General features: G+C 70.1%; 29 protein-coding genes. 13 read left to right on the top strand and 16 right to left on the bottom strand.

The features are described from left to right. The 15 genes from ACFWR9_RS08580 to ACFWR9_RS08510 form a co-directional block, all read right to left on the bottom strand. Positions 1–765: winged helix-turn-helix transcriptional regulator (locus ACFWR9_RS08580; protein ID WP_383837545.1), on the bottom strand; the 765-nt coding region annotated here is incomplete at its 3' end. Between the two features lie 30 nt (positions 766–795). After that, positions 796–1,218 (bottom strand): hypothetical protein, encoded by a 423-nt coding sequence (locus tag ACFWR9_RS08575; RefSeq protein ID WP_383837542.1) that lies wholly within the window; start codon positions 1,216–1,218, stop codon positions 796–798. A gap of 11 nt (positions 1,219–1,229) precedes the next feature. Then, positions 1,230–1,670, bottom strand: a complete 441-nt coding sequence (locus tag ACFWR9_RS08570) for a hypothetical protein (protein WP_383837539.1) — start codon at positions 1,668–1,670, stop codon at positions 1,230–1,232. Then, positions 1,667–2,125 (bottom strand): hypothetical protein, encoded by a 459-nt coding sequence (locus tag ACFWR9_RS08565; RefSeq protein ID WP_383837536.1) that lies wholly within the window; start codon positions 2,123–2,125, stop codon positions 1,667–1,669. Before ACFWR9_RS08565 ends, ACFWR9_RS08570 begins: the two co-directional genes overlap by 4 nt. Positions 2,126–2,186: 61 nt before the next feature. Then, positions 2,187–2,534 carry an SH3 domain-containing protein gene (locus ACFWR9_RS08560; protein ID WP_383837533.1) on the bottom strand — a complete coding sequence of 116 codons (348 nt, stop codon included), beginning with the start codon at positions 2,532–2,534 and terminating at the stop codon, positions 2,187–2,189. A gap of 196 nt (positions 2,535–2,730) precedes the next feature. Further along, positions 2,731–3,444: a hypothetical protein gene (locus tag ACFWR9_RS08555; RefSeq protein WP_383837530.1), complete on the bottom strand. Its 714-nt coding sequence runs from the start codon at positions 3,442–3,444 to the stop codon at positions 2,731–2,733. Between the two features lie 54 nt (positions 3,445–3,498). Then, complete coding sequence (locus ACFWR9_RS08550; protein WP_383837527.1) at positions 3,499–4,179, bottom strand: hypothetical protein; 681 nt, start codon at positions 4,177–4,179, stop codon at positions 3,499–3,501. Then, positions 4,176–4,637, bottom strand: a complete 462-nt coding sequence (locus tag ACFWR9_RS08545) for a GNAT family N-acetyltransferase (RefSeq protein WP_383837524.1) — start codon at positions 4,635–4,637, stop codon at positions 4,176–4,178. Before ACFWR9_RS08545 ends, ACFWR9_RS08550 begins: the two co-directional genes overlap by 4 nt. Before the next feature lie 29 nt (positions 4,638–4,666). After that, positions 4,667–5,404 carry a DUF3631 domain-containing protein gene (locus tag ACFWR9_RS08540; protein WP_383837521.1) on the bottom strand — a complete coding sequence of 246 codons (738 nt, stop codon included), beginning with the start codon at positions 5,402–5,404 and terminating at the stop codon, positions 4,667–4,669. Continuing rightward, positions 5,401–5,889 carry a hypothetical protein gene (locus ACFWR9_RS08535; RefSeq protein ID WP_383837518.1) on the bottom strand — a complete coding sequence of 163 codons (489 nt, stop codon included), beginning with the start codon at positions 5,887–5,889 and terminating at the stop codon, positions 5,401–5,403. Before ACFWR9_RS08535 ends, ACFWR9_RS08540 begins: the two co-directional genes overlap by 4 nt. Continuing rightward, positions 5,886–6,554, bottom strand: a complete 669-nt coding sequence (locus tag ACFWR9_RS08530) for a DUF4913 domain-containing protein (protein WP_383837632.1) — start codon at positions 6,552–6,554, stop codon at positions 5,886–5,888. The genes ACFWR9_RS08535 and ACFWR9_RS08530 overlap by 4 nt, the downstream gene beginning before the upstream one ends. 306 nt (positions 6,555–6,860) lie before the next feature. Continuing rightward, a complete protein-coding gene (locus tag ACFWR9_RS08525) occupies positions 6,861–7,958 on the bottom strand; it encodes a hypothetical protein (protein ID WP_383837515.1) in 1,098 nt (365 codons plus the stop codon). A 1,220-nt stretch (positions 7,959–9,178) separates the two neighbouring features. Further along, positions 9,179–9,499 (bottom strand): helix-turn-helix domain-containing protein, encoded by a 321-nt coding sequence (locus ACFWR9_RS08520; protein WP_383837512.1) that lies wholly within the window; start codon positions 9,497–9,499, stop codon positions 9,179–9,181. Then, entirely contained in the window at positions 9,496–10,617 is a 1,122-nt protein-coding gene (locus ACFWR9_RS08515) for a tyrosine-type recombinase/integrase (RefSeq protein WP_383837509.1), read from the bottom strand. Before ACFWR9_RS08515 ends, ACFWR9_RS08520 begins: the two co-directional genes overlap by 4 nt. Positions 10,618–10,718: 101 nt before the next feature. Further along, on the bottom strand, positions 10,719–11,486 hold the full coding sequence (locus tag ACFWR9_RS08510; RefSeq protein WP_383837506.1) for a DNA-methyltransferase: 768 nt from the start codon (positions 11,484–11,486) through the stop codon (positions 10,719–10,721). A 523-nt stretch (positions 11,487–12,009) separates the two neighbouring features. Here ACFWR9_RS08510 and ACFWR9_RS08505 point away from each other — a divergent pair. From ACFWR9_RS08505 to ACFWR9_RS08445, 13 genes are all read left to right on the top strand, one after another. Beyond that, positions 12,010–13,128: a C40 family peptidase gene (locus ACFWR9_RS08505; protein ID WP_383837504.1), complete on the top strand. Its 1,119-nt coding sequence runs from the start codon at positions 12,010–12,012 to the stop codon at positions 13,126–13,128. A 140-nt stretch (positions 13,129–13,268) separates the two neighbouring features. Continuing rightward, positions 13,269–13,586 (top strand): DUF6112 family protein, encoded by a 318-nt coding sequence (locus ACFWR9_RS08500; protein ID WP_383837501.1) that lies wholly within the window; start codon positions 13,269–13,271, stop codon positions 13,584–13,586. Next, complete coding sequence (locus ACFWR9_RS08495) at positions 13,586–14,266, top strand: hypothetical protein (RefSeq protein WP_383837498.1); 681 nt, start codon at positions 13,586–13,588, stop codon at positions 14,264–14,266. Before ACFWR9_RS08500 ends, ACFWR9_RS08495 begins: the two co-directional genes overlap by 1 nt. 35 nt (positions 14,267–14,301) lie before the next feature. Further along, positions 14,302–15,657, top strand: coding sequence for an ATP-binding protein (locus ACFWR9_RS08490; RefSeq protein ID WP_383837495.1), 1,356 nt, complete (start codon positions 14,302–14,304; stop codon positions 15,655–15,657). Positions 15,658–15,746: 89 nt separating this feature from the next. Further along, the gene (locus ACFWR9_RS08485; RefSeq protein WP_383837492.1) at positions 15,747–17,219 is read left to right on the top strand and encodes an SCO6880 family protein; all 1,473 of its coding nucleotides are present in this window, start codon (positions 15,747–15,749) and stop codon (positions 17,217–17,219) included. Between the two features lie 60 nt (positions 17,220–17,279). Beyond that, entirely contained in the window at positions 17,280–17,744 is a 465-nt protein-coding gene (locus ACFWR9_RS08480; RefSeq protein WP_383837489.1) for a DUF6238 family protein, read from the top strand. A gap of 23 nt (positions 17,745–17,767) precedes the next feature. Continuing rightward, on the top strand, positions 17,768–18,310 hold the full coding sequence (locus tag ACFWR9_RS08475; RefSeq protein ID WP_383837486.1) for a hypothetical protein: 543 nt from the start codon (positions 17,768–17,770) through the stop codon (positions 18,308–18,310). Between the two features lie 45 nt (positions 18,311–18,355). Beyond that, the gene (locus tag ACFWR9_RS08470; RefSeq protein ID WP_383837483.1) at positions 18,356–19,870 is read left to right on the top strand and encodes an ATP-binding protein; all 1,515 of its coding nucleotides are present in this window, start codon (positions 18,356–18,358) and stop codon (positions 19,868–19,870) included. An 85-nt stretch (positions 19,871–19,955) separates the two neighbouring features. After that, positions 19,956–20,702 carry a hypothetical protein gene (locus ACFWR9_RS08465; protein ID WP_383837479.1) on the top strand — a complete coding sequence of 249 codons (747 nt, stop codon included), beginning with the start codon at positions 19,956–19,958 and terminating at the stop codon, positions 20,700–20,702. Between the two features lie 95 nt (positions 20,703–20,797). After that, on the top strand, positions 20,798–21,571 hold the full coding sequence (locus ACFWR9_RS08460; protein WP_383837476.1) for a hypothetical protein: 774 nt from the start codon (positions 20,798–20,800) through the stop codon (positions 21,569–21,571). Beyond that, positions 21,549–22,166 carry a hypothetical protein gene (locus tag ACFWR9_RS08455; protein WP_383837473.1) on the top strand — a complete coding sequence of 206 codons (618 nt, stop codon included), beginning with the start codon at positions 21,549–21,551 and terminating at the stop codon, positions 22,164–22,166. Before ACFWR9_RS08460 ends, ACFWR9_RS08455 begins: the two co-directional genes overlap by 23 nt. Positions 22,167–22,238: 72 nt before the next feature. Beyond that, a complete protein-coding gene (locus ACFWR9_RS08450; protein ID WP_383837470.1) occupies positions 22,239–23,255 on the top strand; it encodes a hypothetical protein in 1,017 nt (338 codons plus the stop codon). A 474-nt stretch (positions 23,256–23,729) separates the two neighbouring features. Next, the gene (locus tag ACFWR9_RS08445; protein ID WP_383837467.1) at positions 23,730–24,110 is read left to right on the top strand and encodes a hypothetical protein; all 381 of its coding nucleotides are present in this window, start codon (positions 23,730–23,732) and stop codon (positions 24,108–24,110) included. A gap of 54 nt (positions 24,111–24,164) precedes the next feature. Here the strand turns inward: ACFWR9_RS08445 and ACFWR9_RS08440 are convergent, their stop codons facing one another. Beyond that, positions 24,165–24,398 (bottom strand): hypothetical protein, encoded by a 234-nt coding sequence (locus tag ACFWR9_RS08440; protein WP_383837464.1) that lies wholly within the window; start codon positions 24,396–24,398, stop codon positions 24,165–24,167. Positions 24,399–24,698 lie beyond the last annotated feature (300 nt).

The raw sequence follows: 24,698 nt of genomic DNA, 5'->3' as shown, positions 1-24,698 counted from the left end.
CGTACGCGCACCGACTCGCCGCCCGCGGGGACGTGTCCGGGCGGGACCTCGCGGCGCGCGAGGGGGGGGGGGGCGGGCGGGGGGGGCGCCGGCGGGGTGGGGGGGGGGGGGGGCAGGGGCGGTGGCCCAGGCGGAGATCGCCTCGAAGACTGGGGCGAGTGCCCGGCCGCTCGCGGTCAGCTGGTATCCGCCGCTTCCGCTGGGCCTGACGAGTCCGTCGGCGGCCAGGCGTTCCAACGGCTTGTAGACGGCGGTCAGTCCGTAGCCGGGCATGGCCTCACTCGCCAGCGTCTTGGCGGTCGCGGTGCCCCGGGCCTGGAGGGAGAACAGGATCGGGGTGGCGTGCCGCGGTGCGAGCAGCGCGACGGCGTCGTCGATGTTCTGGGCCGGCGCGATCCGCTCGGGTTCCAGCTCGCCGGTGTGCTTGTTGGCGACCAGCTCCTTCTCCAGATACGTGTCGCCCCAGGACGCGATCAACGAGAGGACGGGCAGCAGCGCGGCCCCGCGGCGGGTGAGGCCGTAGGTGACGTGGCGCGGGGCGTACTCCGTGCGCTCGATGACGCCGGCGTTGGTGAGGTGACGCAGCCGGGGGTGGAGCTGCCCGTCCGCCAGCCACGGCAGCCTCGGCTTGAACTCGGCGTAGCGCAGTGACTGGGAGGAGACGGTCATCAGCACCCACACGCTCCAGCGCGGGGCGAGCAGGTCCAGGGTCTTGGTGACGCCCAAGAGATCGTTCGGTGTGGCGGGCGGCGCGGTGGTGGCCAAGAAGGTGGCTCCTCAAGCGGTACGGGTGGGTCAGCGGGTGCGGGAGGTGGTCGCCGTCGGTGTGGCGGGGGCCGGTACAGCCGGCGGGTGGGTGTCCGGGGCAGACACCCGGCGCAGGCCGCCCAGGACCGCGCTGGTGCTCTTGGCGTAGGCATCGCGGGTGGCGACGGACTCGGCGATGCGGCGGGCGCAGTCGAGGATGTGGCCGGCGGCGAACCGGCCGATCTCCTGGTCGGGGGCGGTGAGTTCGCGCAGCCTCTGCAGCTGGAACGCGATGTTGCGCTCAGCCAGGGCCAGGTCGCCGTGGGTGCCGGTCAAGGCGGCGAGCAGCGTGGTCTCGCCGGAGGCGTCGGCGATGGCTTCGAGTTCGGTGAGCGGCTGTCCGTACAGCGCCTCGATGCGACGGGCGACGAGCTGGGATACGGCTTGGGCCGGGGTGTCGGGCTGGGGCAATCGGTGGACTTTCAGGGACGTCGTATCCGCACCGCCCCGGCGCGGGGTGCTGCCGGGGCGGGCGGAGCGGTGGCGGCGATCTTGGGGCTCAACCCGGGGCGTGCCGGGCCTGCTTGGTTCGGCGCCGGCATGGTGCGCAGCAGCTCGTCGAGCGCGGCGGTGCAGCCGTCGCGGCCGGCCAGCGCCGCCTGGAGCCAGTCCGCGTCCCACCGCAGGTCCTCGGCGGACAGGTCGCCCATGTCCCCGTCGGGTCCCGTCGCGGCATGGACGCGGTCACGGACGCGGGCCACCTGCTCCTCGGCGACGGCGAGGAAGCTGCGCAGTTCCAGCGACCGCTGGAGTGCTGCAGTGGCCTCGCCGCGGGCGGCTTGCGCGTACAGCTCGGCTACCTCGGCGCCGAACGCTTCCTGCAGTGCCGCATCACGGCTGCTTGACTTGTCGATGACGCTCACCGCGTGGCCCCGCGCGCCGTGGTGTTCCGCGTGCTGGGCAGCGTGGGCGGAGAGGTGGGCAGGGCCGGAGCGCGACGAGCAGCCGGGGACGCGCCGCGCCACACTCCGGGTCCGCGCTTGCCGGGCGCGTTGGGGTCAAGGAGGTACTTCACGACCATGGCGCGGCCGTCGCGAGAGGCGACCGCGGCGTTGACCTGGTGGGCCAACTCCATGACCGGATCGTCGAGTACGTCCGGCGGCTGGGTGCCCAGCGCCTCGACGAGCGCGTCCTCGGCGGTGTCGAGGGCCTGCTGCGTTTCGGCGAGCAGGCCGAACCAGTGCACGACGGTGGTGGCCTCGGGGTTGGCCTGCGGTGCCGCCTCAACAGCCCTGAGCAGGTCGGTGAGCGGCATCTGGAATCGGTCCTCGATGCGCTCGGTGATGACGCCCATCACGTCTTCGCTGGCGTCGAGCACGAAGAAGCTCCCTTCGTTGCGGGTATTCCGGTGTGGGAATGGGGAATGGGGTGCCGGTCGGCTAGTCCAGGCACATGTAGACCTCGCGGTAGACGTACGTTCCGGACACCCAGCCCTTTACGCCGGTGGTCTTGTCGGTGATGTAGTGCCAATTGCCGTGGGTCTTGTGGACGGTGAACTTGTGGCCCCGGTAGAGCACGCCGTGGGCGGTGGACTTGCTGGTCGCCTTCGAGCGGATCGTCACGGCCTTTGCGCCGATCACCCACGGTCCGAGCCGGTCACACGGGCGGGTGGCCGGAGCCGAGACCGCTGGTCTGGAGGGTGCGGCCATCGCGCTCGGAGCGGATATGACCGGGAGGGCCAGTGCACCCAGAACGGCAATGGATGCGGCGAATTGGGTGGTGCGCATGCGGAATTGACCTCCATGGCGTGGAGAGGGAATGCGGAAGCAGCCCCAGGCAGATGCCGTGCGGGCTGAGAACAAGAGTCCGGAGAATCCCCGGTTTCGGTAACCGGGGATTGCGTGCTATGTTCCGCGCCGCCTCGCGCGACTGACAGCAATTCACCGTGGAAGGAAGGTGAAATACCCACCGGATAGTGGGAGTTCAGCGGCTCGGCCCGCGGGGCGGGGCGGGGCGTGCCAGAGGGCCGGGGACGGCGGTGACGGGCCGGGTCGCCGGCGAGGCCGTCGGCAGCGAGGGCTTGTCTCCGTTCCAGTGCGCTTCCCACCACTGAGTGGCTGCCTCGAAGCTCTGGAAGCCGCCCTCGCGCAGCGTGTGCGTCCACTCGGTGGTGTCGACCTCTTCGAGCAGCACGCGGAAGGGCATGGCCGCCTTCTCGTCGACGGCACGCAGCATCACGGTCGTCTGGATCGGTTCGTCGTCGCGTGTGTAGCTGGTGAGCAGGGCGAAGTGGTCGCCGTCGCTGCGCAGGCGCTGCTCCAGCACGCGGGTGGCGTCGTTCGCGGCCGTGGTGCCCATGCCGGGCAGGAGGATCTTCTCCTCGGGGCAGCCGCGGGCGATCAGCCAGGACTGGGCTATGGACGGAAGCGGCAGCTCCGCGTGGTCGAACTGGTAGGTGCGCGCGGCCGAGTCGCGTTTGAGGTGCAGAGCGACCAGCTGCGGTTCACCGGGGATGCCCCAGGTGACGGCACCGTTGTGCATCACGTAGAAGCTGTGCTCGGCATCGTCGCTGTGGTGCTCGGCGAGGACGGTCATCGAGCCCTGCTCGATGCCGATGTGTCCCCAGAACTGATCGGCGACGTGGTCGTTGACGGCTTCGTATCCGTCGAGGCGGAAATCGGGTTCGTGGGTGGGCATCGGTACTTTCGGACGTGACCCCGGCGGCGGCGTGCGCGGAGCACGGAGCGCGGTTCAGCGGCGGGTACGGGAGACGGTGGGGAGGGTCGGCGGCAGGGGCGCGGGCGTGGTCCGGGGCGGGCCCCCGCGGCGGGGCGCGGTCAGTAGGGCGCGGCCGGCATCGGTGAGCGTGACGGGCTGCCCGGCGTGCACCGGGTGCGCGGTGTCGCGCTGCACCAGGCCCATCTCCTCCAGGTGCTGCAGCTGGGCGTAGGAGATGCGGGTGCGGGTGGGCGTCGCCACGGCGAGGCGATGGGTGACGAGGTGCTCGTGCAGCTTGGCGCCCTGGGCGATGGCGAGCAGGGCCGCGACGTCCTTCGCCGGGATCTGCGGAGGCGTCTGCCGAGGAGCGGTGGCCTCGATCGGCTCCAGCACCGCGGCTGCCGCGGTCTGCTTCGCATCGCGGACGTCGGCTGCCGTCGCCAGCTGATCGAGAATGCGCTCGATCCGGGCGAACAGCGCCTTGTTTACAGGCAGTTCACTGGCGGCGAGACGAGCGAGACGGACACGGTGGAAGGTGACGTCCCGCTCGGCGGTCACCAGCTCGCGGTGCGCGTCGGCCAAGGCAGTGTGCGGTGCGTCGAGGAATCCGCCGTCGCGGTGTTGGCGCAGCACCTCGACGCCGTACCCCACGGCGGCCTCGATCCGCTGATCGAGGGCGGTGGGCATCAGCCCGTCGGGCGGGGGTGAGGTCATGTCGGAGCGGTTCCGGGGTCCGGGGCGAGCGCCTCCAGGGCGAGTCGGACTTCGACGTACGGTCCGTCGCGGGTATGCGTCGTCGGGCCGAGCCGGTCGAGGAGCCGGAGCATGGGCGCGTTCGACGCCTGCGTGAACGCGGACAGGGTGTGGGCCCCTCGCATGCGGGCGTGGCAGGCGGCTTGGCGGGCCAGGGCCGTGCCGATGCCCTGACGCTGACGGTGGTCGGCGACCTGCAGTCCGAGGTCGACGACCCCCGGCTCCCGGCTGACGGGCCCGACGCAGACAAGGGCCACAGGCCGCTCGTCGGCGCCGAGCCCGATCCAGCACTGCGCGTGGGCAAGCAGCCGGGACAGGTCGCGGGGCGCAAGGCGGGCGCGGCCCCAGCGGCGCAGCAGGTTCTGCTCGGAGCACTGCGCGTGGAAGGCGGCGACCAGGTCCCAGTCCGTCTCCGTCACCCGCTGGGTGAGCGCGAGGGCGGAATGCCTCAGCAGGAGCAGCTCTGGCAGACGGCCAGCAGGTCGGCGCGCCGGTAGGCCCGGTAGCGGCTGCCGTCGGCCGCACGCGGCTTGCAGGGCTGGACTCCGTAGCCGCGCAGGAGCAGACCCAGCCGCAGCGCAGTGAGGTCGGCGTAGCTCCAGCGTCCCTCGGCCTGGCCGGGCAGATCGCGCAGGCGCTCGACCAGCTCCGCGGTACTCACGTACTCCGGGGCGCCCCCGTCGTCAAAGACGGCAAGGCAGGCGCGCACGATCGTCTGCGGGCGACTGGGACAGGAAAGGAACTCCTCGCACGCGTCCTCGTGGAGGTCGTCGAAGTCGTCAAGATCGTCCGGCTCTTCGAAGTCGTCGAACTCGTCGAAGCCGTCGAGCCCCTCGAAGTCGTCGAAGTCGGGTTCGTAGTCGGGCTCCTCGTCGTCCAGCGGTTCGTACTCGGCCGAGGGCTCGGCCTCGTACGCGGCGGCGCAACAGCACGAGGTGGACAGGAGCGCGCTCAGCTCTGCCCCGGCCGCCATCCGCTCAACGAGCAGGTCGGTCAGGGTGTTCAGCTGCTCAGCGGGACTGACGCCGGGAAGCTCGGCGTCAGCCAGCTCGGTGAGCTGCCGGTCGAGGTCCTGGACTTCGACGAACACATCGACGATGGCGCGATGGTGCGGGTTCTCGGTCACCTGGGCCGGCGCGAGTACGGCGGCGGCGACCTGATCGATCAGGGTGGGGAACTGCTTCAACGAACGGGGCCCTTCAGGGGCGGGGGCAGTGCGGGTCGGGGAAGGCCGGGCATCGCGTAAGGCGGTGGTCCCGGCTTGGGTACGGGCGGGCGCGTGTCCAGCTGCGGCGAGCGGGTGCGGGCCGCGTGGGTGCGCTCGCCCAGGGGGCGCCGGCGGATGCCGAGGCGGGCGCGGGCGGTGTCGTACACGTCGTGCGCCTCGCGCGGGCGGACGGCCACGACGTGGATCTCGATGGTGTGCGTGGAGTTCGCGGGCGCCGGCCGCTGGGCGTAGACGATGCGCCAGGCGTTGCGGTGATCGACGTAGACCTTGCGGCAGCCGACGAGGTCGCGGGTGAGCTTGGCACCGAAGAGGCGCGCGTTGACGATGTCCTGAAGCTGGGCGAGCGCCAGGTCGCGGATATCGACGGGGGCTTGCAGGAGGTCAGTCAGGGCACGGGGATCGAAGGACAGGCCGAACTTCGGCCGGTCCTCGTGGCCGGTCATCCGCCGGCCTGGCCCGGCTCGCCGGTCTCCTCCTGGCCCCCGGGGTCTTCCGCCTCCTCGGTGGCGGCGGTGGTCCGGTTCGAGGGGCGGGGGCCGGGCAGCAGGCGGTGCGCGGGCCGGTCCGGATCGGTCATGCACGCGGACAGCGGTCCACCTGCGGCACGGACAGTGGCCATGGCGTGGGTGAGGAAGTCCCTATGCCACACGAACAGCCCGGACAGTCCGGCTTCGGCGTCCTTGTGCTGCTGGTAGGCCAGCCACAGGGCATGAAGCCAGGCGACGACGTCGGGGTGCTCCTGCCACTGGTCGCACCACGGCGCGGCGGTGGTGACCTCCGCGCCGTAGACCCGGAGGAGGAAGTCGTCGACCCAGTCGGACAGGGCGTCGAGTTCGTCCTCGTACTCCTCGTCCTCCAATTCAAGGATCGGACGCGGCTCGGGCGGCGCGGGGGTGGGAGGCAGGCCCGCAAATCCCGGCAGTCCGTATGCGGCGAACGGCGAGTCCGGTGGCGGTGGTGCGGCGGCGAGGCTGTCGATCTGGCGGCCGTGCTCTGCGGAGCGATCCAGCAGCATGGCGACGTTCGCCTCGACTCTCGCCAGATCGGCCTCCGGCAGCCGAACCGGCTCCATCTCTTCCCCCTCCGGGGGGAGATGGGCGTCAGGCATCTGGACCGGATCCTTCTCCGCGTCGTCCGATGGGTTTATGGATTCAGGCACGAAAAGGGGCCTCCTTGGGCCGCAGCCATAGGGCGTTAATTGCGGCTCCAACCATCCGGAGAATCCCCGGTTTCGGTAACCGGGCCTTCGCTGCTATAACGCTGCGCGCGGCACGACGCGAACACGCCGTACGCCGCACCGCACGGCAGAATCAGCCTCAGACGACGAGCGTCAAGTCTTCCTGAGAAAGAGTCTGTTGCAGTGTTTCGGTGAGACGGTCGGCTACTGGTGGAGTGTGGATATTGCAGATGGGCGCTATTCCTTGGTGTCGCGGGTGGAGTCCTGGTCTCTGACGGCGAGGTAAGCGGACCAGTTGGGTTGGGTGTAGGCCGCCCACTTGTGCGCGGTGTCGATCGAGATGTCCAGCAGCTCAGCGAGTACGGGTGCCGGCAGCTTCTCGGCGAGTGCGACGAGCGCGGCGATGCGTGCGGGCTGGATGTGGAAGCCGTGACGGCGCATGAGGAGGCTGAAGCCGGGTGCGGACATCGGCTGGCCGGGGATGTTGCCGGGGAACAGCCACTGCTGGGTCGCCGCCGCGGGCGGCAGCAATGGTTCGTCCCGGGTGGTGTCGGCGAGTTCGGTCAAGAGGTCGGCCATGCGGGGTGGGAGGAGGAGTGTGCTGGTCCGCAGGCGGAGGTAGCTCTCGGTCCCGCTCTGCTGGATGTCGGCTGCGGTCAGGTGCCGGATCCGGCTGGCAGACAGGCCGTAGAGGAGGGTGAGTGCTCTGCCTGCGCGAACGCGTAAGGGGAGGGCATCGGAGTTCAGGCATTCGCGCAGTTGCGCCCAGCGTTCGTCGTCGGTGAGGAACCGACTGTTACGGGAGTATCGGACTGGGGTGATGTCGTGTGCCTCGCCCAGACCCCGGCGGTGCGCCCAGGTCAGGAACATGCACAGGTCGTGGCGGCGGGCGGGTCCGGCATCGAGCCAGTCCTCCAGGTGGCCCTGGCGCAAGGTGGCCAGGGTGAGCTTGCGGCTGTCGAGCCAGCTGAGGAACTCCAGGATGAGGAGGGCTTCCACGCGGATCTTGAGAGCGGGGCCGACGACGGATCGGCGGCGGGCGCTCTGGCGGCGTGCCTTGCGGAGCAGTTCCCACTGAACGTAGGGCTGCAGCAGTTGGCCGTGCCGGGGTGGGCGCTCGGCGAGGAGTCGGTCGAGCCATGGGCTGATCCGGTCGAGCGATTCCTGGCGAGGTGGCAGGACGTTGGTGCGTACGAGCAGTGCTCGGACGTAGCTCTCGTCGTGGCCGGCGGGTAGTGCGTCCAGGGTGGCGTGGCTGATCGGCTCGCCGCTGGCGGCGAGGCGGCCGAGGAGTTGGGAGCAGGTGGTCGTCTGCAGCCAGGTGAGCATACGCACGGGGTTCGGGGTGGAGGTCAGTTCTTCGATCAACGGGGTGAGCTGGGCGGGGACTTGCCCGGTGGGGGCAGTGAGCAGGTCGCGTAGGCGGGCGTGGAGCAGGCACCGTGCGCACGTGCCGTGCGCGTAGGCGTCCGCGGTGGCGCAGGTGCGGCACGGAGGCGGCGATGCGTGTCCGGCGCACGGGCCGCAGATCCCGGTCCCGTTGTCGTCGCAGCCGGTGAGGGGGCGGACTTGTCCGCAGGTGCGGCATCGGCGTCCGCCATAGCGCAGTCGGGCGTAGCAGGGCTGACACACCGGGCCGAGTGGCCAGATTGCGGCGGTCGGACGGGACCGGCCGCAGTGGCCGCACGGCCGTTTCGGCTTGGGCATGCACCGGCGGCAGGCCCAGTGTTCTCCGGCCAGGCGCTGGCAGTCGCGCTGCTGACCGCAGAAGGCGCAGGTGGCGTGCTGTGTGGGCCGCCGATAGCAGCGGTAGCAGCACGCCGGCTGAGTCTCGGTGGCGCGGCGGGACAGTGGGGCGACGCCGCCGCAGAGTCCGCATTCTCCGCGCTCGCGCTGATCGCGGTAGCAGCGCGGACAGATCGGGCCGTCGGTGGTGAGAGCCTTGACCAGGTCGATGGTGTGGCAGCGGGAGCACTCGCGTTGCGGCCGATCCCAGCACCGTTCGCACACTGGTTGGCCGTCCTCGCGGCGCACGGCCGGTATCCGCGACTGTCCGCAGTCGACACAGGGCTGGGTGACCTGCGGGTCAACGCGATAGCACCGAAAGCAGATGCCGCCATCCGGCCGGCGCGCGGCGATCAAACCCATCTTCCCGCAGCGGGCGCAGAGCTTCGGTGTCCGCCGCGGTCGGCACGTGGTGCACAGACGACGCCCGTCGTGGAGCGTCATCCGTTCCTGGTCGGCGCCGCAGCCGGCGCAGACGGGCAGCGTGACGTCGAACCCGGAGTCTCGCAGCAGCTTGGCCAGCCGACGCAGCGCGACGGGGAAGCCGGAGCCGGGATCTCGCAGCGCCGTCGGCCGCTCATGGAAGTACGTATCGAGTTCCCGCGCGGGGCGCTCCGTCCATGCCCGGGCATCGCGAAGCGCCTGCTCGGCCTGCCCTGGGTCAAGCTCGGGGTACCTCGCACCAAGCGCAGCGATCAGGCGTTGGCGGACCTCGTGGAGGCTGCCGGGTCGTGCGTCGTAACGACGGCTGTCGCCTCGATCGCTCATGGCTATTCGGGTCGGCGGATCATCGACCGGCGCACCTGCGGCGGCGGAGTGGGCGCCGTCTCGCCGGCCGCCTTGGGAATCTGCCGGTCGACGACCTGGATGTCGATCAGGTCATTCGGCATGCACTGCAGGATGTCGCACAGGGCCGCCAAGGTGTCCATGGACAACCGCTGTGGCACCTGCGTCACCAGGCGGTAGACCTGTTCCCGGGAGAGCTGCACGCCTCGCTCGGCGAGCAGCGGCACCAGTTCGGAGGTCTGGAACATGCCCTGCTCGGCCATGAGATGGCGCAGCCGCCAGCCACAGCCCATCTTCCGGATCACGGCTTCTCACCCCACAGGTCGTCGTGGTGCTCGGACAGGACGCGGCGCAGGAGGCGGGTGCGGTACTCATCGGACACCCCGGTGTACAGCGCCGTGGTGGAGGCATGCAGATGACCGACCTGCTCTTGCACGAACCGTTCCGGATAGTCGAACTCCACCAGGTGGGTCACGTACGAATGGCGCAGGCAGCGCGGGTCCAACTCGGACGCCAGCCCGGCCAGATCACGTACCGAGTTGAAGATGTCGTTCACCGAGCGCCGGTGCAGGCGCCCACCACGCTCGGTGACCCATAACGCCGGATGGGTGCCGGCCCGCAGCAGCGGACGCACCTCGCCGACCCACTGCTCGAGCACCGGCACGACCCAGTCCATCTCCGGCACCAGCAGCACCGTGCGCCGCTTCGCCGCACCGCCCCGTGATGCCTTGCCGAACCGCACATACACCGCGCCGAACTGGCCGAACCGCGCGGTCCGCGGCACCCGCCGGAAGTCGACCAGATCCAGTCCGACGGCTTCCTGACGCCGCAGACCGAACGCGTAGATCACCTTCAGCAGCGCCGCATCCCGCATCGCCGGCAGAGCACCTTTGACCCGCCGGGCACGGATCTGCTCCACCCTGCTGTCGGCCGCGTCGAACAACGCCTGCACCTCGTCGTAGTGCAGTGGCCGACGACGCGGATCACCCTCGTACTCCGCCACGTGCAGCACGGTGTTCCACTCGTGGAAGACCTGCTGGGGCACCAACCCGAAGCGCTGCTCGCACTCGCCAGCCCAGCTGTAGCGCGGGTCGCTGATGTAGGCGCAGAACATCTTGATCGAGATCTCGTACCCACGCGCCGTCGACACCATGATCGGCTTGGAGCCGGACCGCAGATGCGCGATGAACGCCTCGGCTTCCGCCGGCGTCCACTGCCATGGGTACTGGCCGGTGAAGTCCGCCATCCGCCGGATCAAGGCCAGCCGTGGCGCGATCGTGCCGCTCTCCTGCAGGAACCGCGATCGTTGCTGCCGGGCCCAGCCTTCCAACATGCCCCGGAAGACCGTGGACTCCGGATCCAACGGCCTTACATTCGCAGCCAGTTCCAAGACCGCTGGCCCCGGAGACTCGACGCCCGTCACCGTCCACCTCCAGCGTTGCAGTCGATGCATCATCGTTGCGCCGAACGTGGACGTCGGGGAATCCCCTGATCGTGTGCTCCGGGACCACGGTCTGCGTACCGCTACTCGGCTCCCGGACCTGCGAGAACGAAGTCTTCCTGGCTGCCCATTTGTTGCATCGTCTGCAATAGCCGCTCATTAGCGATCTCGGCGTACTGCTTGGCCTTCTCGACGCCGATGAAGTCGCGTCCCTCCAGCAGCGCCGCGACCCCGGTCGACCCGGAGCCGCAGGTGAAGTCGAGCACCGTGCCGCCCTCCGGAGCGATCTGCACCAGCTCCCGCATCACGGAGACCGGCTTCTGCGTGATGTGCTGGCGCGCCTTGCCGCTGGGCTGCGAAGCGCTGTAGAGGCCCGGCAGGTAGACGGGGTTGCGGGCGGCATCGATCGGGCCGTTCGACGCCCAGACGATGAATTCACAATTCTGGGTAAACCTCCCCTTTTGGGGCCGCGCCTGTGGCTTGTGCCAGGCCAGGACGCCGCGCCACAGCCAGCCGGCGGCCTGGATGGCGTCCGTGGTGATCGGCAGCTGCCGCCAGTCAGTGAACAGCAGGGCGGTGCCGCCGACCTTGGTGAGCCGGTGTGCCTCGGTCATGATCTGGGTCAGCCAGAAGCCGTACGACCTTTGGTCCATGTTCTCGCCGGTGAAGTCCGGCAGCTCGTGGCCGGCGTCGGCGGAGGTGTACTTCTGCTTCGCGGACCGGGAGGTGCGCTCCTTCGCCGTCCGCCCGCCCGAGTTGTACGGCGGGTCGGTGATGACGGAGTCGACGCAGTTGTCCGGTAGTTCAGCGAGGACGCCGAGCGCGTCGCCCTGGTGCAGGGAAAAAGGCAAAGAGATACCCCAATTCGGGTCGGGTGAGATGAGGGGAGAGGCGCTCCAGCTCGCCTGGATGACCCCACAGGACCGAATGCGGGCGGACGGCTCCGCGGTCTGCGACGTGAGGGGGCGAGGGGAGAGCCAAAACTGTAGGGCACGATCCCCGGTTGAGCGCTATCGCCGCCGAAAACCCCGAAATAGAGCCTTGATCACGAACGATTTCGGCAACCGGGGATCCGCCCCTACTGTTTTGGAACTGCCCGGCGAACACCGCCGATGGCACATCCCCGCCCCTGCCTTCGTGGAGGTATCCCCATGTCCTGGCACACCTGATCCGACGCCCCGTGCCGGCGCGAGCGGCAACTCGCAACGGCACACGGGCCACCCGAATTACCCACCACCCGGCCCACGCGCCCTTTCCTCACCGACGCACGCGCCGCCGGGATTTCACCAAGGACCTCGCTGTGACATCGCTCTACCCTCCCCTGCCCGCGATCCGCCCGCCGGCCCGTGACCGCCTTCCGGGAGGCGGACCGGATTGAAGGGCCTAGCCGCCGGCATCGGCGTCGTCGTCCTCTCTCCGCTCCTGCTCGCGGGCACCGCCATGATGATGGCGTCCTCCAGCGAAGCCTCGACCACCGCCTCCTTCAGCGGCTGCCTGACCGGCATCGACACCGCCGAGGTGACCAAGGAAGTCACCAAGCTCCTCGACGGCGCGTCCGGCAAGGACGTCCACATCCAGGGCCTGGACCTTCCGGCCGAACAGATCCCCAACGCGCAGACCATCGTGGCCAGCGGCATCAGCCTTGACGTCCCCAAGAAGGGGCAGATCATCGCGATAACCACCGCGATGCAGGAATCACGGCTGCGCAACCTCAACTCCGGCGACCGGGACAGCCTCGGCCTGTTCCAGCAACGCCCCAGCCAGGGGTGGGGAACCGCGCAGCAGATCCGCGATCCGGTCTACGCCTCCGAGCGCTTCTACAAGGCGCTGCTCAAGGTCGACGGCTGGCAGCAGATGAAGGTCACCCAGGCCGCCCAGGCCGTCCAGAAGTCCGGCTACCCGGACGCGTACGCGCAGTGGGAGGACCTCGCCACCGCGCTGCAGAAGGCCATCGCCGCCACGTTCCCGAACGCCGACAAGGACGAGACCGCCAAGGACAAGGATGCCGAGTCCAGCTCCGGCGGGTGTACGCCGGACAAGGATGGCACCTCCTTCGGGCGGATCCCCGAGGGCAGCGTCCCGAAGGGATACAAGATCCCAAAGGACGCCGACCCGAAGGCCCGCAAGGCCATCGAGTGGGCCATGCACCAGCTCGGCACCCAGTACCAGTGGGGCGGCTCGTGCACCGACTCCCACGGCCCCGACCCGATGGCCCGCTGCGACTGCAGCTCGCTGATGCAGCAGGCGTACGCGCACGCCGACGTCAAGCTCACCCGCACCACGTACACGCAGGTCAACGAGGGCAAGGCCGTCTCGGCCAAGAACCTCCAGCCCGGTGACCTGATCTTCAGCCGCGGCACTGCCGCCCGGCCCGAACACGTCGGCATGTACATGGGCGAGGGCCTCGTCATCGAGGCGCCGCGCACCTCAAAACCGGTCCGGATCACGCCGATCAAGGACTGGGAAATTTTGGCCGTCCGCCGCGTCCTCTGACGCCGCGTGCCGCCCGGACACCTCCCGGGCCGCGCCCCGCCGGGCCCCCTTCTCGCGCCGCGAGCGCACCCCTCCTCTCTGTCTTTTCCCTTTCGCCGGCCCCTGCACGGCCCGCGCACGCAAGGAGCCCCGCCACACCCATGCCCATACCTCTCGCAGACCGCGCCGCCGTCCTCCTCGCCTACGACCCAGGCATCTCCCCCAAGGGCGGCGGCCTCCCCGGCCTGTCCGTACTGAAGAACGTCGTCAACAGCATCAACCTTTTCGGCATCGTGGCCGTCGTCGGCGCCTTGGCCGTCTCCCTCGGCGTGTGGGCCTGGGGCCACCACACCGGTGGCCACCAGGCCGAGGCCAACGGGAAGAAGGGCGCGACCGTGGCCGCCGGAGCCGCGCTCGGCCTCGGCGCCGCCAACGGGGTCGTCGCCTTCTTCAGCGGCCTGGGGTCGCAGGTCCACTGATGCCGAAGCGACTCCCCTCCCTGTCCGGATACGGCGTGACCTGGTCCGCCAACAAGCGCGTCGCGATCGTCGCCCTGGTCATCACCGCGCTGCTCGCCCTCGCCGCGACCGCCGCCTGGTTCACCGGCCGCGGCGAACATCACCAGGCCGCTGACACGCCTTCGCAGAACAGCAGTTCCTCACCCTCCGAGGCCGCGCCGAAGCCCGCGGCCGGGTCGGGGTCGGTTCCGAAGCCTCCGCAGATCGCTGAGCCGGTCGCCTTCGCCAAGGCCACAGCAGCGATGCTCTGGTCGTACGACACCCGCGACACCACCCGGGACCAGCAACTGGCGGGCATGCGTGCGTGGATGACCAAGGAGACCAAGTACACCGACTGGGCCTCCGTGTCCGGCCAGGTGCCCGACCCGCTGCTGTGGTCGCGCATGGCCGACCAGGACCAGCACGCCAGTGTCACGGTCACCGAGGGCCACTACCCCGGCGCGTTCAAGCAAGCCCTCGCCGAGGACCCGTCCGCGATCACTGAGGCGTACATCTACGTCGTCACCGTCAACGGCAAGCAGCAGATCGAGTGGAAGAAGGGCGGCGGCGGAGCCGAGGAGCGCGCCGTGACCCTCGCCGTGCAGTGCCGGCCCAACCACGACTGCACCCTCGCCGCCATCGCCCCCAGCGTCACGCAGTGACCCACCTCACCAACAGATAAGGAGGTCAGCTCCTCTTGGGTTTCTGCGACTTCCCCGTAGCGGACAAGCTGTGTGCCGTCGGCGAGGCCGTCGACTTCGCCTCCGACCCCGGTAAGGCGATCGGCGACTGGATGGCCAAGAGCGCCGGTGAACTCGCCGCCGCAGCAGCCGATCTGGCTGCCAAGGCGGTCGACGCCACCACCAAAGTCGATCTGAACGCCGGCTGGTTCCGCGACAACTACGAGATGCTGCTGCCGATCGGCCTGGTCATCCTCGTGGCCACCTTCTGCGCGCAGCTCGTCCGGGCCGCCGTCAAACGCGACGGCCAAGCCCTCACCCAGGCGTTCACCGGCACCGCCAGCGGCGTGATCTTCGCGTTCGCCGCCATCGCCCTGACCACCGTCGCCATCGAAGTGGTCGACGCCCTGTCGGCCGGCCTGTTCAAAGCATCGAACCTGTCCATCGAGACAGCCGTACGCCGCATCGTGAAGGTCTCTCAGATCCCCTCATTGGCGGGCCTGGGTTGGCTGGTCGCTGTGTTCGCCGGGCTCGGCGCCGCCGTCGGCGCGTTCCTGTACTGGTGCGTAATGCTAGTTCGCAAGGTCGGCATCCTCGTCATGGTGACCTTGGCGATCTTCGCCGGGGCCGGCGGAGGCTGGGAGGCCGCCCGCCGCTGGCGCCGCGGCTGGATCGAAGCCACCGCCACCCTGGTGGTCAGCAAGTTGCTGATGACGATCATCTTCGTGCTCGGCATCGCCGCCATGGGCAAGACAGAGGCCAAGGACGGCTTGGGCGCACTCGCCGATGTCATGGCGGGCATCGTGATCATGGTACTCGTGCTGCTCTGCCCGTACGCCACGTTCAAATTCGTCCACTGGGCGGCCGAGGGCACGGACGGAGAATCGATTCACCGCGCCGGTGGTGCCGGCGCCCAGCTCGCCAAGCAGCACGCCGAGAAGGCCACTCGCAAGGCCGCCGCCGCAGTCGCCACCGCCGGTACGGGCGGCGCGGCAGCCGGAGCAGGCGCCGCCCAGGGCCTCGAAGCCGCAGGCGGCGGATTCCCCGGCGACATCGCCGCCAACCCCACCGGAGGAAGCGGCGGCCAGGAAGGCCAAGGCTCCCAGGGTTCCGGAGGCGACGGGATCAAGGACGGCCTGGAGAAGGCCGTTCAGCCGCCCCCGACCAGCCCCAGTGACGACACCAGCGGCCAGGTAGGCGGCGCGCCGGGAGGCGGCGCCGGTTCCGCATCCGCGCCCAGCGGCGGCAGCGGCTTCATGTCGCAGCCGGGCAGCGGTGCCTCCACACCCCCGCCGCAGGGCGCCCCACCGGCACCGGACTCGGCCGGCACCAGTGGGACCGGCACACCGCCGCCCCCGCCCACCGGCCTGTAGTTCCTGCCCGACTCCGGGGCGGCACGCGCCGCGCACTCCTTCGCCGCGTGCCGCCCTGGCCACCGCCCCGCGCACCCCCGGAACGGCCCTTGTCTGATCTCACTGTCACACCGCTCACCGTCAAATTTCCCCACCGCTCCCGGCGCGGCATCCTGCTCGGTCTCTCACGGCCGCAACTCGGCCTGGTCTCGTGCGCGTTGGCGCTCCTGCTGGCCACGGTGGTCTCCACCGGACTGCTCGGGGCCATCGCCCTGACACCGCTGTGGGCCGCAGTCGCCGCCCTGGTCGCCATCCGCCGGCACGGCCGCTCGCTGATCGACTGGGCGCCGATCGTGCTGCGCTTCGCGCGGCGGCGCCGCACCGGGCAGACCCTGTGGCTCGCCCGGCCGGTCACCCGCCCCCGTCAGGACGGCGTCCTGCACCTGCCCGGCACGGCCGCCTCGCTGCGGGTGGTCACCCCCGGCGACTCCGCCAACGGCGCCGCCGCCGTTCACGACCCGCACCACCAGACCCTGACCGCCATCGCCCGAGTCTCCAGCCGGGCGTTCGCCCTGCTGGACCCGGCGACGCAGAACCACAACGTCGCCGGATGGGGCCGGGCCCTGGCCGGCATCGCCCGCACCGGACACGTTGCCACCGTGCAGGTCCTGGAGCGCACCGTGCCCGACAGCGGCGACACCCTCGCCCGGCACTGGAGCCAGCAGGGCCACCCCGAGACACCGGTGGCCGGACAGGTCTACAGCGAGCTTGTCTCCTCCGCGGGCCCGGCCGCCGCACCGCACGAGGCGTACCTGGCCATCAGCCTCGACCTGAAGGCCGCCAAGCGCCTGATCAGCCAGGCTGGCGGCGGACTGCCCGGCGCCTTCACCGTCATGGAGCAGACCACCAGCTCGATCGCGCAGGCCGCGCGCAGTGCCGGACTGATGGTGACCGGCTGGCTCTCGGCGCGCGAGATCGCGGCCGTCATCCGCACCGCCTACGACCCCAAGGCTCTCTCCGCGCTGCAGCAGTGGTCGGAGTCCGGGCGGGCCGAAGCCGACCCGGCCGCCGCCGGCCCGGTCGTCCAGGTCGAGGAGTACGACCGGCTCGCCACCGACTCCGCCCGGCACGCCACCTACTGGGTCGAGGACTGGCCCCGCACCGAAACGAGCGCCGGCTTCCTTCACGGGCTGATGTTCACCGCCGGGGTCCGCCGCACCCTCTCCCTTATATACGTGCCACAGGGGCTCGAGTCCGCGATGCGCGACGTGCAGCGCAAGAAGGCCGCGATCATCGCCGACGCGAACGAGCGCTCGCGACGCGGGCAGGTCGACTCCGAAGCCGACAGCGTCGAGTACGCGGACGTCAAGACCCGCGAGCGCCAGCTGATCGCCGGGCACGCCGACGTCGCCCTGACCGGCCTGCTCACCGTGTCCGCCGAGACCGACGCCCTCCTCGACTCCGCCTGCGCGCAGATCGAAACCGCCGCCGTCACCGCCCAGGTCGACCTGCGGCGCCTGACCTTCCAGCAGCCCGACGCGTTCACGCTCGGCGCCCTCCCCCTCGCCCGCACGGCCCTGTAACGCCCGCACCGGCCAACCCGCCGACGTCCTGCCGCCGCGGCAGGAAGGAACCTTTCCCCTTTGACCTCTGCCATCCCCGTCGGTGACGCGTACCCGTACCTGCGGGCCGCCAGCGCCGGCATCCGCCACCATGCGCGCACCCTCGCCCCTCGCACTCAGCACCCGACCTCGGCCACCGACCGTGCGCACCTCGACGTGCTGCACGCCCATCTGACCGCGCTGCACCAGCTCCTCGACCTGCTCGCCGAGACCGCCCGGCCCCCGCACCCCGCCGCCGGCCGCCAGCTCGCCACCGCCCACACCCGGCTGTGGCAAGCCACCGCCGCGGTCCACGACGCCTTCCACCTCCTTCCCGTGGCGGACGCGACCGGCACCGAATGCCACCCCGAACGCCTCCCCGAGGGACCGCCCGTCCTGACCATCTGCCAGCGCCACCTCGCCGCTGGCCACGTCGTACGGCGCAAGACCACACCGGCCGACTTCAACTCTCCGCCGTCTGGCCGCACCACTACCTGCGCCCAGTAACCCCCATCACCGAAAGGGCCTGTATGCGCAAGCTCAAGCGCTCCACTTCCGCCGCCGTCATCGTCGCCACGCTCGCCGGCACCGCCGCCCTGGCCACCGCCGCGCCGGCCTCCGCCGCCAGCTATCACTGCACGACCAGCAGCTACACCGTCGACGACCCGTCGTACACCGGCCCCGACTCCGACAACTGGGACTTCGACGTCCAGCTCTGCGCCAAGCGAAGCGGCGGCTACATCTACACCACCGCCACGGTCAACTGGGACGGCCCCTACGCGAGCAACCAGCACACCAGCCTCACCTTCAACAAGGCGAGGTTCCACCTGCAGACCAGGAAGTCCACTGCCGGCACGGACCCGGTCGTGAAGTACGGCAACTACACGGGCCTGGAGAACGCGCTGGAACACAGCAGCGGAAACGGCAACGGCTCCTACAAGACGGGGACGCTCAAGACCAAGGCCAGCGGCCGGTACCAGTACATCGGGGACGGCTACATCGAGCTGGACTGGTCCGGCGACGGCCAGGGCTACCGCAAGCCTCTTCTGTTCAGCGCCTCGCCGCGTGTCTGACCTGCGCAGTGCGTCCTGAACCCGTCACGTGAAAGCCACTCTGTCATGAGCCACCGGCCCGCGCGCCGCGCCCGCCGCGCCAGCGCCAGCCCGCTGTTCACCCCGCACGGCACGGATCGCGCCTCCCGCAAAGCTGCCCGTCGGCAGCTCGCCGAGGCAACCGCGAAGGCCCGCTCCGAAGCAGCCGCCCACACCAGCGGCGTCGGCGTGGAGGAACAGCAGGTGCCCGCGCCGCTCTTCCCGCCGGCCGGGCGGCCCGGTCCCGCGTCCTCCCGTAACAACAAGATCAAGTTGCCCGCCCACCGCATGACCACCGCCACCGCTTCCGGGGCGTACCCATTCCTCGCCGAGGGCGGACTGGGCGCCGAAGGCATCTACATCGGCCGCGACGTCCACGCCGAGGCGTCCTTCTGCTTCGATCCGTTCGCGCTCTACGGCAAGATCGAGGGCTTCACCAACCCCAACGTCTTGTTGGCCGGCGTGATCGGGCAGGGCAAGTCGGCGCTCGCCAAGTCCTTCGCACTGCGGTCCATCGCCTTCGGCTATCGCGTGTACGTCCCGTGCGATCCCAAGGGCGAGTGGACGCCCGTGGCCCAGGCGTTGGGCGGCACCTCCATCGCCCTCGGACCGGGACTGCCCGGCAAGCTCAACCCGCTGGACGCCGCGCCGCGGCCCAACAGTGTCTCCGAGGCCGACTGGGCGGGCGAGATCCGCAAGCGCCGTCTGCTGCTGCTCGGTTCCCTGGCCCGCACCGTGCTCGGGCGGGACCTGCTGCCGATGGAGCACACCGGCCTCGACGTCGCCCTGGACGCCGTCGTCGCCCGCGCCGCAGCGAGCGGTCGCACCCCCCTGCTCGGCGACATCGCCGCCACGCTCAACGACCCCGACGAACTCGACCGGGTCGGCGGCGTCATGTCCGGCCGCCTCGGCGACGCCTCCCGCGACCTCGCCCACGCCATGCGCCGATTGGTGCACGGCGACCTCGCCGGCATGTTCGACGCGCCCAGCACCGTGGCCTTCGACCCCAACTCGCCCATGCTGACCATCGACCTGTCACGCCTGGGCGGATCCGGCGATGACACCGCCCTCGTCCTCGCCATGACCTGCGCCTCCGCGTGGATGGAATCCGCGCTGTCCGACCCGAACGGCGGGAGGCGCTGGATCGTCTACGACGAGGCATGGCGCCTGATGCGCCACCCCGGCCTGCTCGCGAGAATGCAGTCCCAGTGGAAGCTCAGCCGCGGCCTGGGCATCGCCAACCTCATGGTCATCCACCGGCTGTCCGACCTGCTCACCGCGGGCGACGCTGGATCCCGCGGCCGTGCGCTCGCTGAAGGTCTGCTCGCCGACTGCTCCACCCGCATCATCTACCGCCAAGAGACCGACCAACTCCATGCTGCCGCAGCGCTGCTGGGGCTCACTTCGGTGGAAGCCGACGCGATCTCCCACCTCAACCGCGGCCGAGGGCTCTGGAAGGTCGCGGGGCGCAGCTTCATCGTGCAGCACCTCCTGCACCCCCACGAGCTGACGCTCTTCGACACCGACGCCCGCATGCACTGACCCCAAAATCTTCGACCGCACCGGCTGCCACCTGCGACTTTTCAGCCCTCACCACCGGGAACCCATGCCCCCAGCCCGCACAGACTTGAACGTCTTCGCCACCGACCTGTCCTTCCGCCTGCCCGGCCTCTGGAACAGCGAGTACCACCACCACGCCACCTACCCGGACCAGTTCCCCCTCACCGATCAGCTCTGGGACCTCGGTCATGTCGACTGGGTGGTCAGCGAGTTCGTCCTCACCCACGACGCCGTCCTGCACGGCCCCGGCGGCAAGCGCCTGTACGTCACCGACCGTCCGCTGCACCCGCACCAGTTCGTCGTAGCCCCGCTCGAGCCGGACGACGCCCGCTTCAAACCCCACCACTTCGTCGGCGTCGCCGAGCCGAACGGCATCGCCGTCCCCAACGACCCCGTACGCGCGTCCACCCGGATCGCCCGCCGGCTCCTGCCCCGCTATGAGCACGCCCTTGAGGCCGTACGCCGCAACGCGGCCGAGCAGCCCGAGCCTCCGCACCGGCTGGCTCCGCCGCGGGTAGCCCAGGTGGTGACGCTGACCTGGTACGACGACGGGGCGCTCGGGGCGCCGTACGGGAGCGTGCCCGAGCAGGCGCGGATGACGCTGTACGCGTACGGATTCCAGTACCACCCGCACCAGGCGGCCTTCCTGCTGCCCGCTGCGTACGGCAAGGACGGCCGTGCTCTGCGGATTCAGGCGGTCGCCCGCCGACTCTCCGAGCAGGGCATCGGGGTGAACCTGCGCCACGCCGCACCGACCACGACCGCCGTGCTGCCGCGCTCGCGGCCCACGGCCGCCCCCATCCATCACCGCTGACCGCGCCTTCGCCCGGATGACGGTCTGCGTCCCCGCCGGGGAGGTGCACACTGCGCTACCTCGGCACTCCCTCAGGGCCTGACATACGGGCCGCAATGAGCGCCGGACGCATCGGCTGTATGACCACCCCCGCGCAAGGCAGCCGCATCCCCGAGGGCGCCCTGTACGCCTGCGACAACTCCAAGTTCGGCAGCGACGGCAAGGGCCGCTACTGGCCCGGCGCCGAAGCGTGGTTCGCCTGGCTGTCGCGAACCATCCAGAGGTACGGGCCGGATCGCTGCCTGTGGGCACTCGCCCCGGATCAGCCGTTCAACGCCGCGGGCACCCTCACCGAGTCGCTGCCGTGGCTGGCCCGCATCCGGCAGCTCGGCGTCCCCGCAGCCTTCGCGGCCCAGGACGGCTGCGATCACCCCGGGCTGCTGCCCTGGGACAGCTTCGACGTCCTTTTCCTGGCCGGCTCGACCGAATGGAAACTCGGCGCGGTAGCCGAACGGCTGGCCCGCGAGGCGAAGACCCGCGGCAAGGGCGTGCACATGGGCCGTGTCAACTCCCGGTCCCGCCTGGGGATTGCCGAGTGGTTCGGCTGCGACAGCGCCGACGGCACCTACCTCGCGTACGGGCCCGACAAGAACCTTCCCAAGCTCCTCAAATGGCTCGACGAACTCGACGGCAACCCCTCCCTCCTCGGCGGCGCGCACCCCCTCGGCGCCCCCGACCCCGTGCCGAGCACTGCGCTCCCGCGCGAAGCTCCCCGTCGCCGCGCACCACCGGGTCAAGCGGCTGCCACGAGAGCACAGAAGTCCCCGCTCACGGGGTCACACGCTCCTGCCGTACCGCCAGCCGGACGTGCAAGCGCCCGAACCCGCTGACCGCGCCGTCACCCGCCGCACACGATCAGGAGTCCATCTGCCCTTCCACTACGACCAGGTCAGCCAGCTGCACTCGCTGGCAGAGCGCATCCACAACGCGGCCGACGAGCTGCCGCTCACCGACTCGGTGCACTCCGGCGTCAACAACCTCGATGACCTCGACGACAGCACTCGCGACATCGCCGGACTGATCACCCACCTCACCACCGTGGCAGCCTTCGGCGCGCGCACCGTACGACGCGGTCGAGACCCCGAGGCGGACATCACCCGGCGCAAGGTCACCCAGCTCACGCACACGGTCGGCGCGCTGGGACACGCCCTGGCCGACCTCGGTGAAGCCGTCGCCCACGCCGGCGTACTGCACCAGCTCGCCGCCTCGCCACGCTCGACGCAGCGCAACGAGGCCATCGAGTCCACGCGGGCTCTGCTGCATGCCCGGATCGACAGTGCCCGCGGTCGACTCCACAAGTCGGGGGCCCGACTCCACCAGGCGGCCGACCGGCTCACCGCTCCGCCAGCCCCGTCCCGCAGCCCGAGCCCGAGCGTCACCGCGCCCGTCCCTCGGCCCGGCCCAGCTACTTCCCGCACCCGCTGATCCATCCGCCCATGCCCCTGGAGCATCCCCATCCGCAACGCTCTCCGCGCCCTGCCCCTGCTCGTCTCCGCCGTGCTGCTCGCCGGTGCCGCCACCGCCTGTACCAACGGCGATGACGCAACGCCCGCGAAGCAGAACCCCACCACACCCGCCGCGCCGAAACCGGTGCCCGCGCTCAGTGACACACAGGCCCGAGCCGTCATCACCCACTACTCAAAGATCAACAACAAGGCCAACGCACAGCGCGACCGCGCCCTGCTCGACACCGTCGAGGACGGCCCGACGTACGCGATGTCCGTCTCGGACTACACCGAGACCGAGGGCCTGCCCAAGGCGGACCGCAAGCCGTACAAACCGTGGTCGTACGACACCTCCACCGCCAAGCTGTACATCCCGCGCTTCACCGCCGGCCAGGATCGCTGGTTCGCCGCCGCACTCTCCGGCGAGAAGGGCAAGGACCCGAGCCGCATCGCCGTCTTCGCCGAGCAGCCGAAGGACAAGCGGTGGGAGCTGGTCTCCGTCGTCGACCTCGGCAGCAAGACGTTGCCGGATATCGCCCTCGACCGAACCGGCTACGCCACCGCGGTCACCACCACTGGCAACAAGCAGCTCGTGGCCGACGCCAACGTGCTGCGCACCGCGGTGATCGACAACTTTGCGACCGGGGGGACGAACACCGGCACCAAGGTCTTCGACCCGACCAAGGCCAGCAAGCAGCAGATAAAGGTTCACGACAAGACGACCCGCAAGTTCGGGAAGCTGGGCACCACCGTCTTCGCCGGGGGCACCAACCGTTTCAAGGACGCCTACGCGCTGAAGACCAGCGACGGTGGCGCACTGCTGCTGTTCGCCCACACCCATACGCAGACCGACGCCGTCGCACATTCCGGGCTGCAGATCAACCCCGACAAGGACGACAACGCCTGGCTGCACGGCATCCCGCGCACCTCGGTGACGTACACGTTCGTCTGCACCGACGCCGCCACCGTGCCGGCGAAGGCCGCCCCGTCCCGCCTGATCGGCTACACGTGCGCCCGCACCGACGCCTCCGGCCCGCCCGTCGGCTCCGCGCCGACAGACCGCGCCTAGCGCGCCGGAGGAACACCGTTGTCCCTGCCCCACCCCGACTTCGAGCTGTACGACAACGTCGCCCGCACCACAGAGCAGATCTCCGCCCATCGAGAGAACCGGCCCACCGCCGACGACCCGGACCCATGTGGCCGTCCCTGGCCTGCCGGCGCGCCCCGCTCCGCCACGCGGCCCCATTCTCTGAACTCCCACCAGCAAAAGCCCATTTCCGTCATGACCGTTTGACGGAATGCCATTGGCTGGATGTGTGGGGCGGCGCGGAAGATAGCACGCAATCCCCGGTTACCGAAACCGGGAATTCTCCGGACTCTTGTTCTCAGCCCGCCCACCCGCCTGGGGCTGCTCCCGCATTCCATCCTGACGCCACGGAGGTCAACTCCGCATGCGCACTGCCCTCGACTGGCGGGTGTCCGCTCACGATCAGCGGCGGCGGCTCGATCACCCATGAACCCAATCTTTGTAAGGAGCAACTCCGTGTTCGCATCCGGCTTTTTCAAGCGCACCCTGCCCATCGCCCTGGGAGGCGCACTTGCCGCCACCGCGCTCTCCACCGCAACAGCGTCCGCCAGCTCCGGCTGGTGGGCCTCCAGCGGCGGCGGTGCCGAGGGCTACTACAACCACGTCAACGACCGCGTCACCGCATGTGACATCAAGACGGACGGCTACAAGGCAGCGGTCCAGATCCTCGCGAACGATGGCCGCTTGCTCACCACCGTCACGGACTCCTACAACAACGGCAACTGCTCTTGGCGGACGCCGACCCTTTTCCAGGGCACGCACAAGATTCGGGTCTGCGTCGTGAAGGGCAACGCACGCCCCGTCAAGTGCAGTGCGGCCCACACATTCTCCGTCTGACTCTCCCACCCCCTGTACAAGATTGTGGTTCCCGCATGCTTTGTTAGAAACGATTCATACCCCACCCGTCACCTCTACCGAGTCCGTACGGCCGCCTAGTTGAACACAGTCATACAGGCCGTCCTCGGCGACGGGCACGGCGGCCTCGCCGAGCTGCACGCGTTCCTGGAGACCGCGGCCGAGTGGCGCGAGCGCAACCAGGAACCGAGCATCGCCGCCCGCTACCGCCAGCACGCCGAGCAGCTGTCCGCACTCGCTGACCAGCTCGCCTACCTGGGCGAGGAACACCTGGCCAGCATCTACGGGCGCACGAACCGGTCAGCACCCGCGCAGCCCGCGCCCACCCATCGCGCCGGCTCCCGCCGCACCCGCTGCGCGCACGCGCTGCCCCATCCGCTGACCCCGCCCACGACAGGAAGATCCTCTGTCCACTCGTTCTGTCATCGCCCGCCCCACCGGCGCCGGCTACGCCGGCACATACGTCCACTGGGACGGCCACCCCAGCCACCGCCTGCCGCTGCTCCTCGCCGCGTACCAGCACCGGTTCGCCGGGAACTCCGAGACCCTGGCCGCCTACCTCATCGACGG

It is taken from the genome of Streptomyces sp. NPDC058534 (assembly GCF_042717365.1).
Classification (GTDB): Bacteria; Actinomycetota; Actinomycetes; order Streptomycetales; family Streptomycetaceae; genus Streptomyces.
The sequence above is the reverse complement of the archived record's forward strand: the minus strand, read 5'-3'. Positions and strand labels throughout refer to the sequence as shown.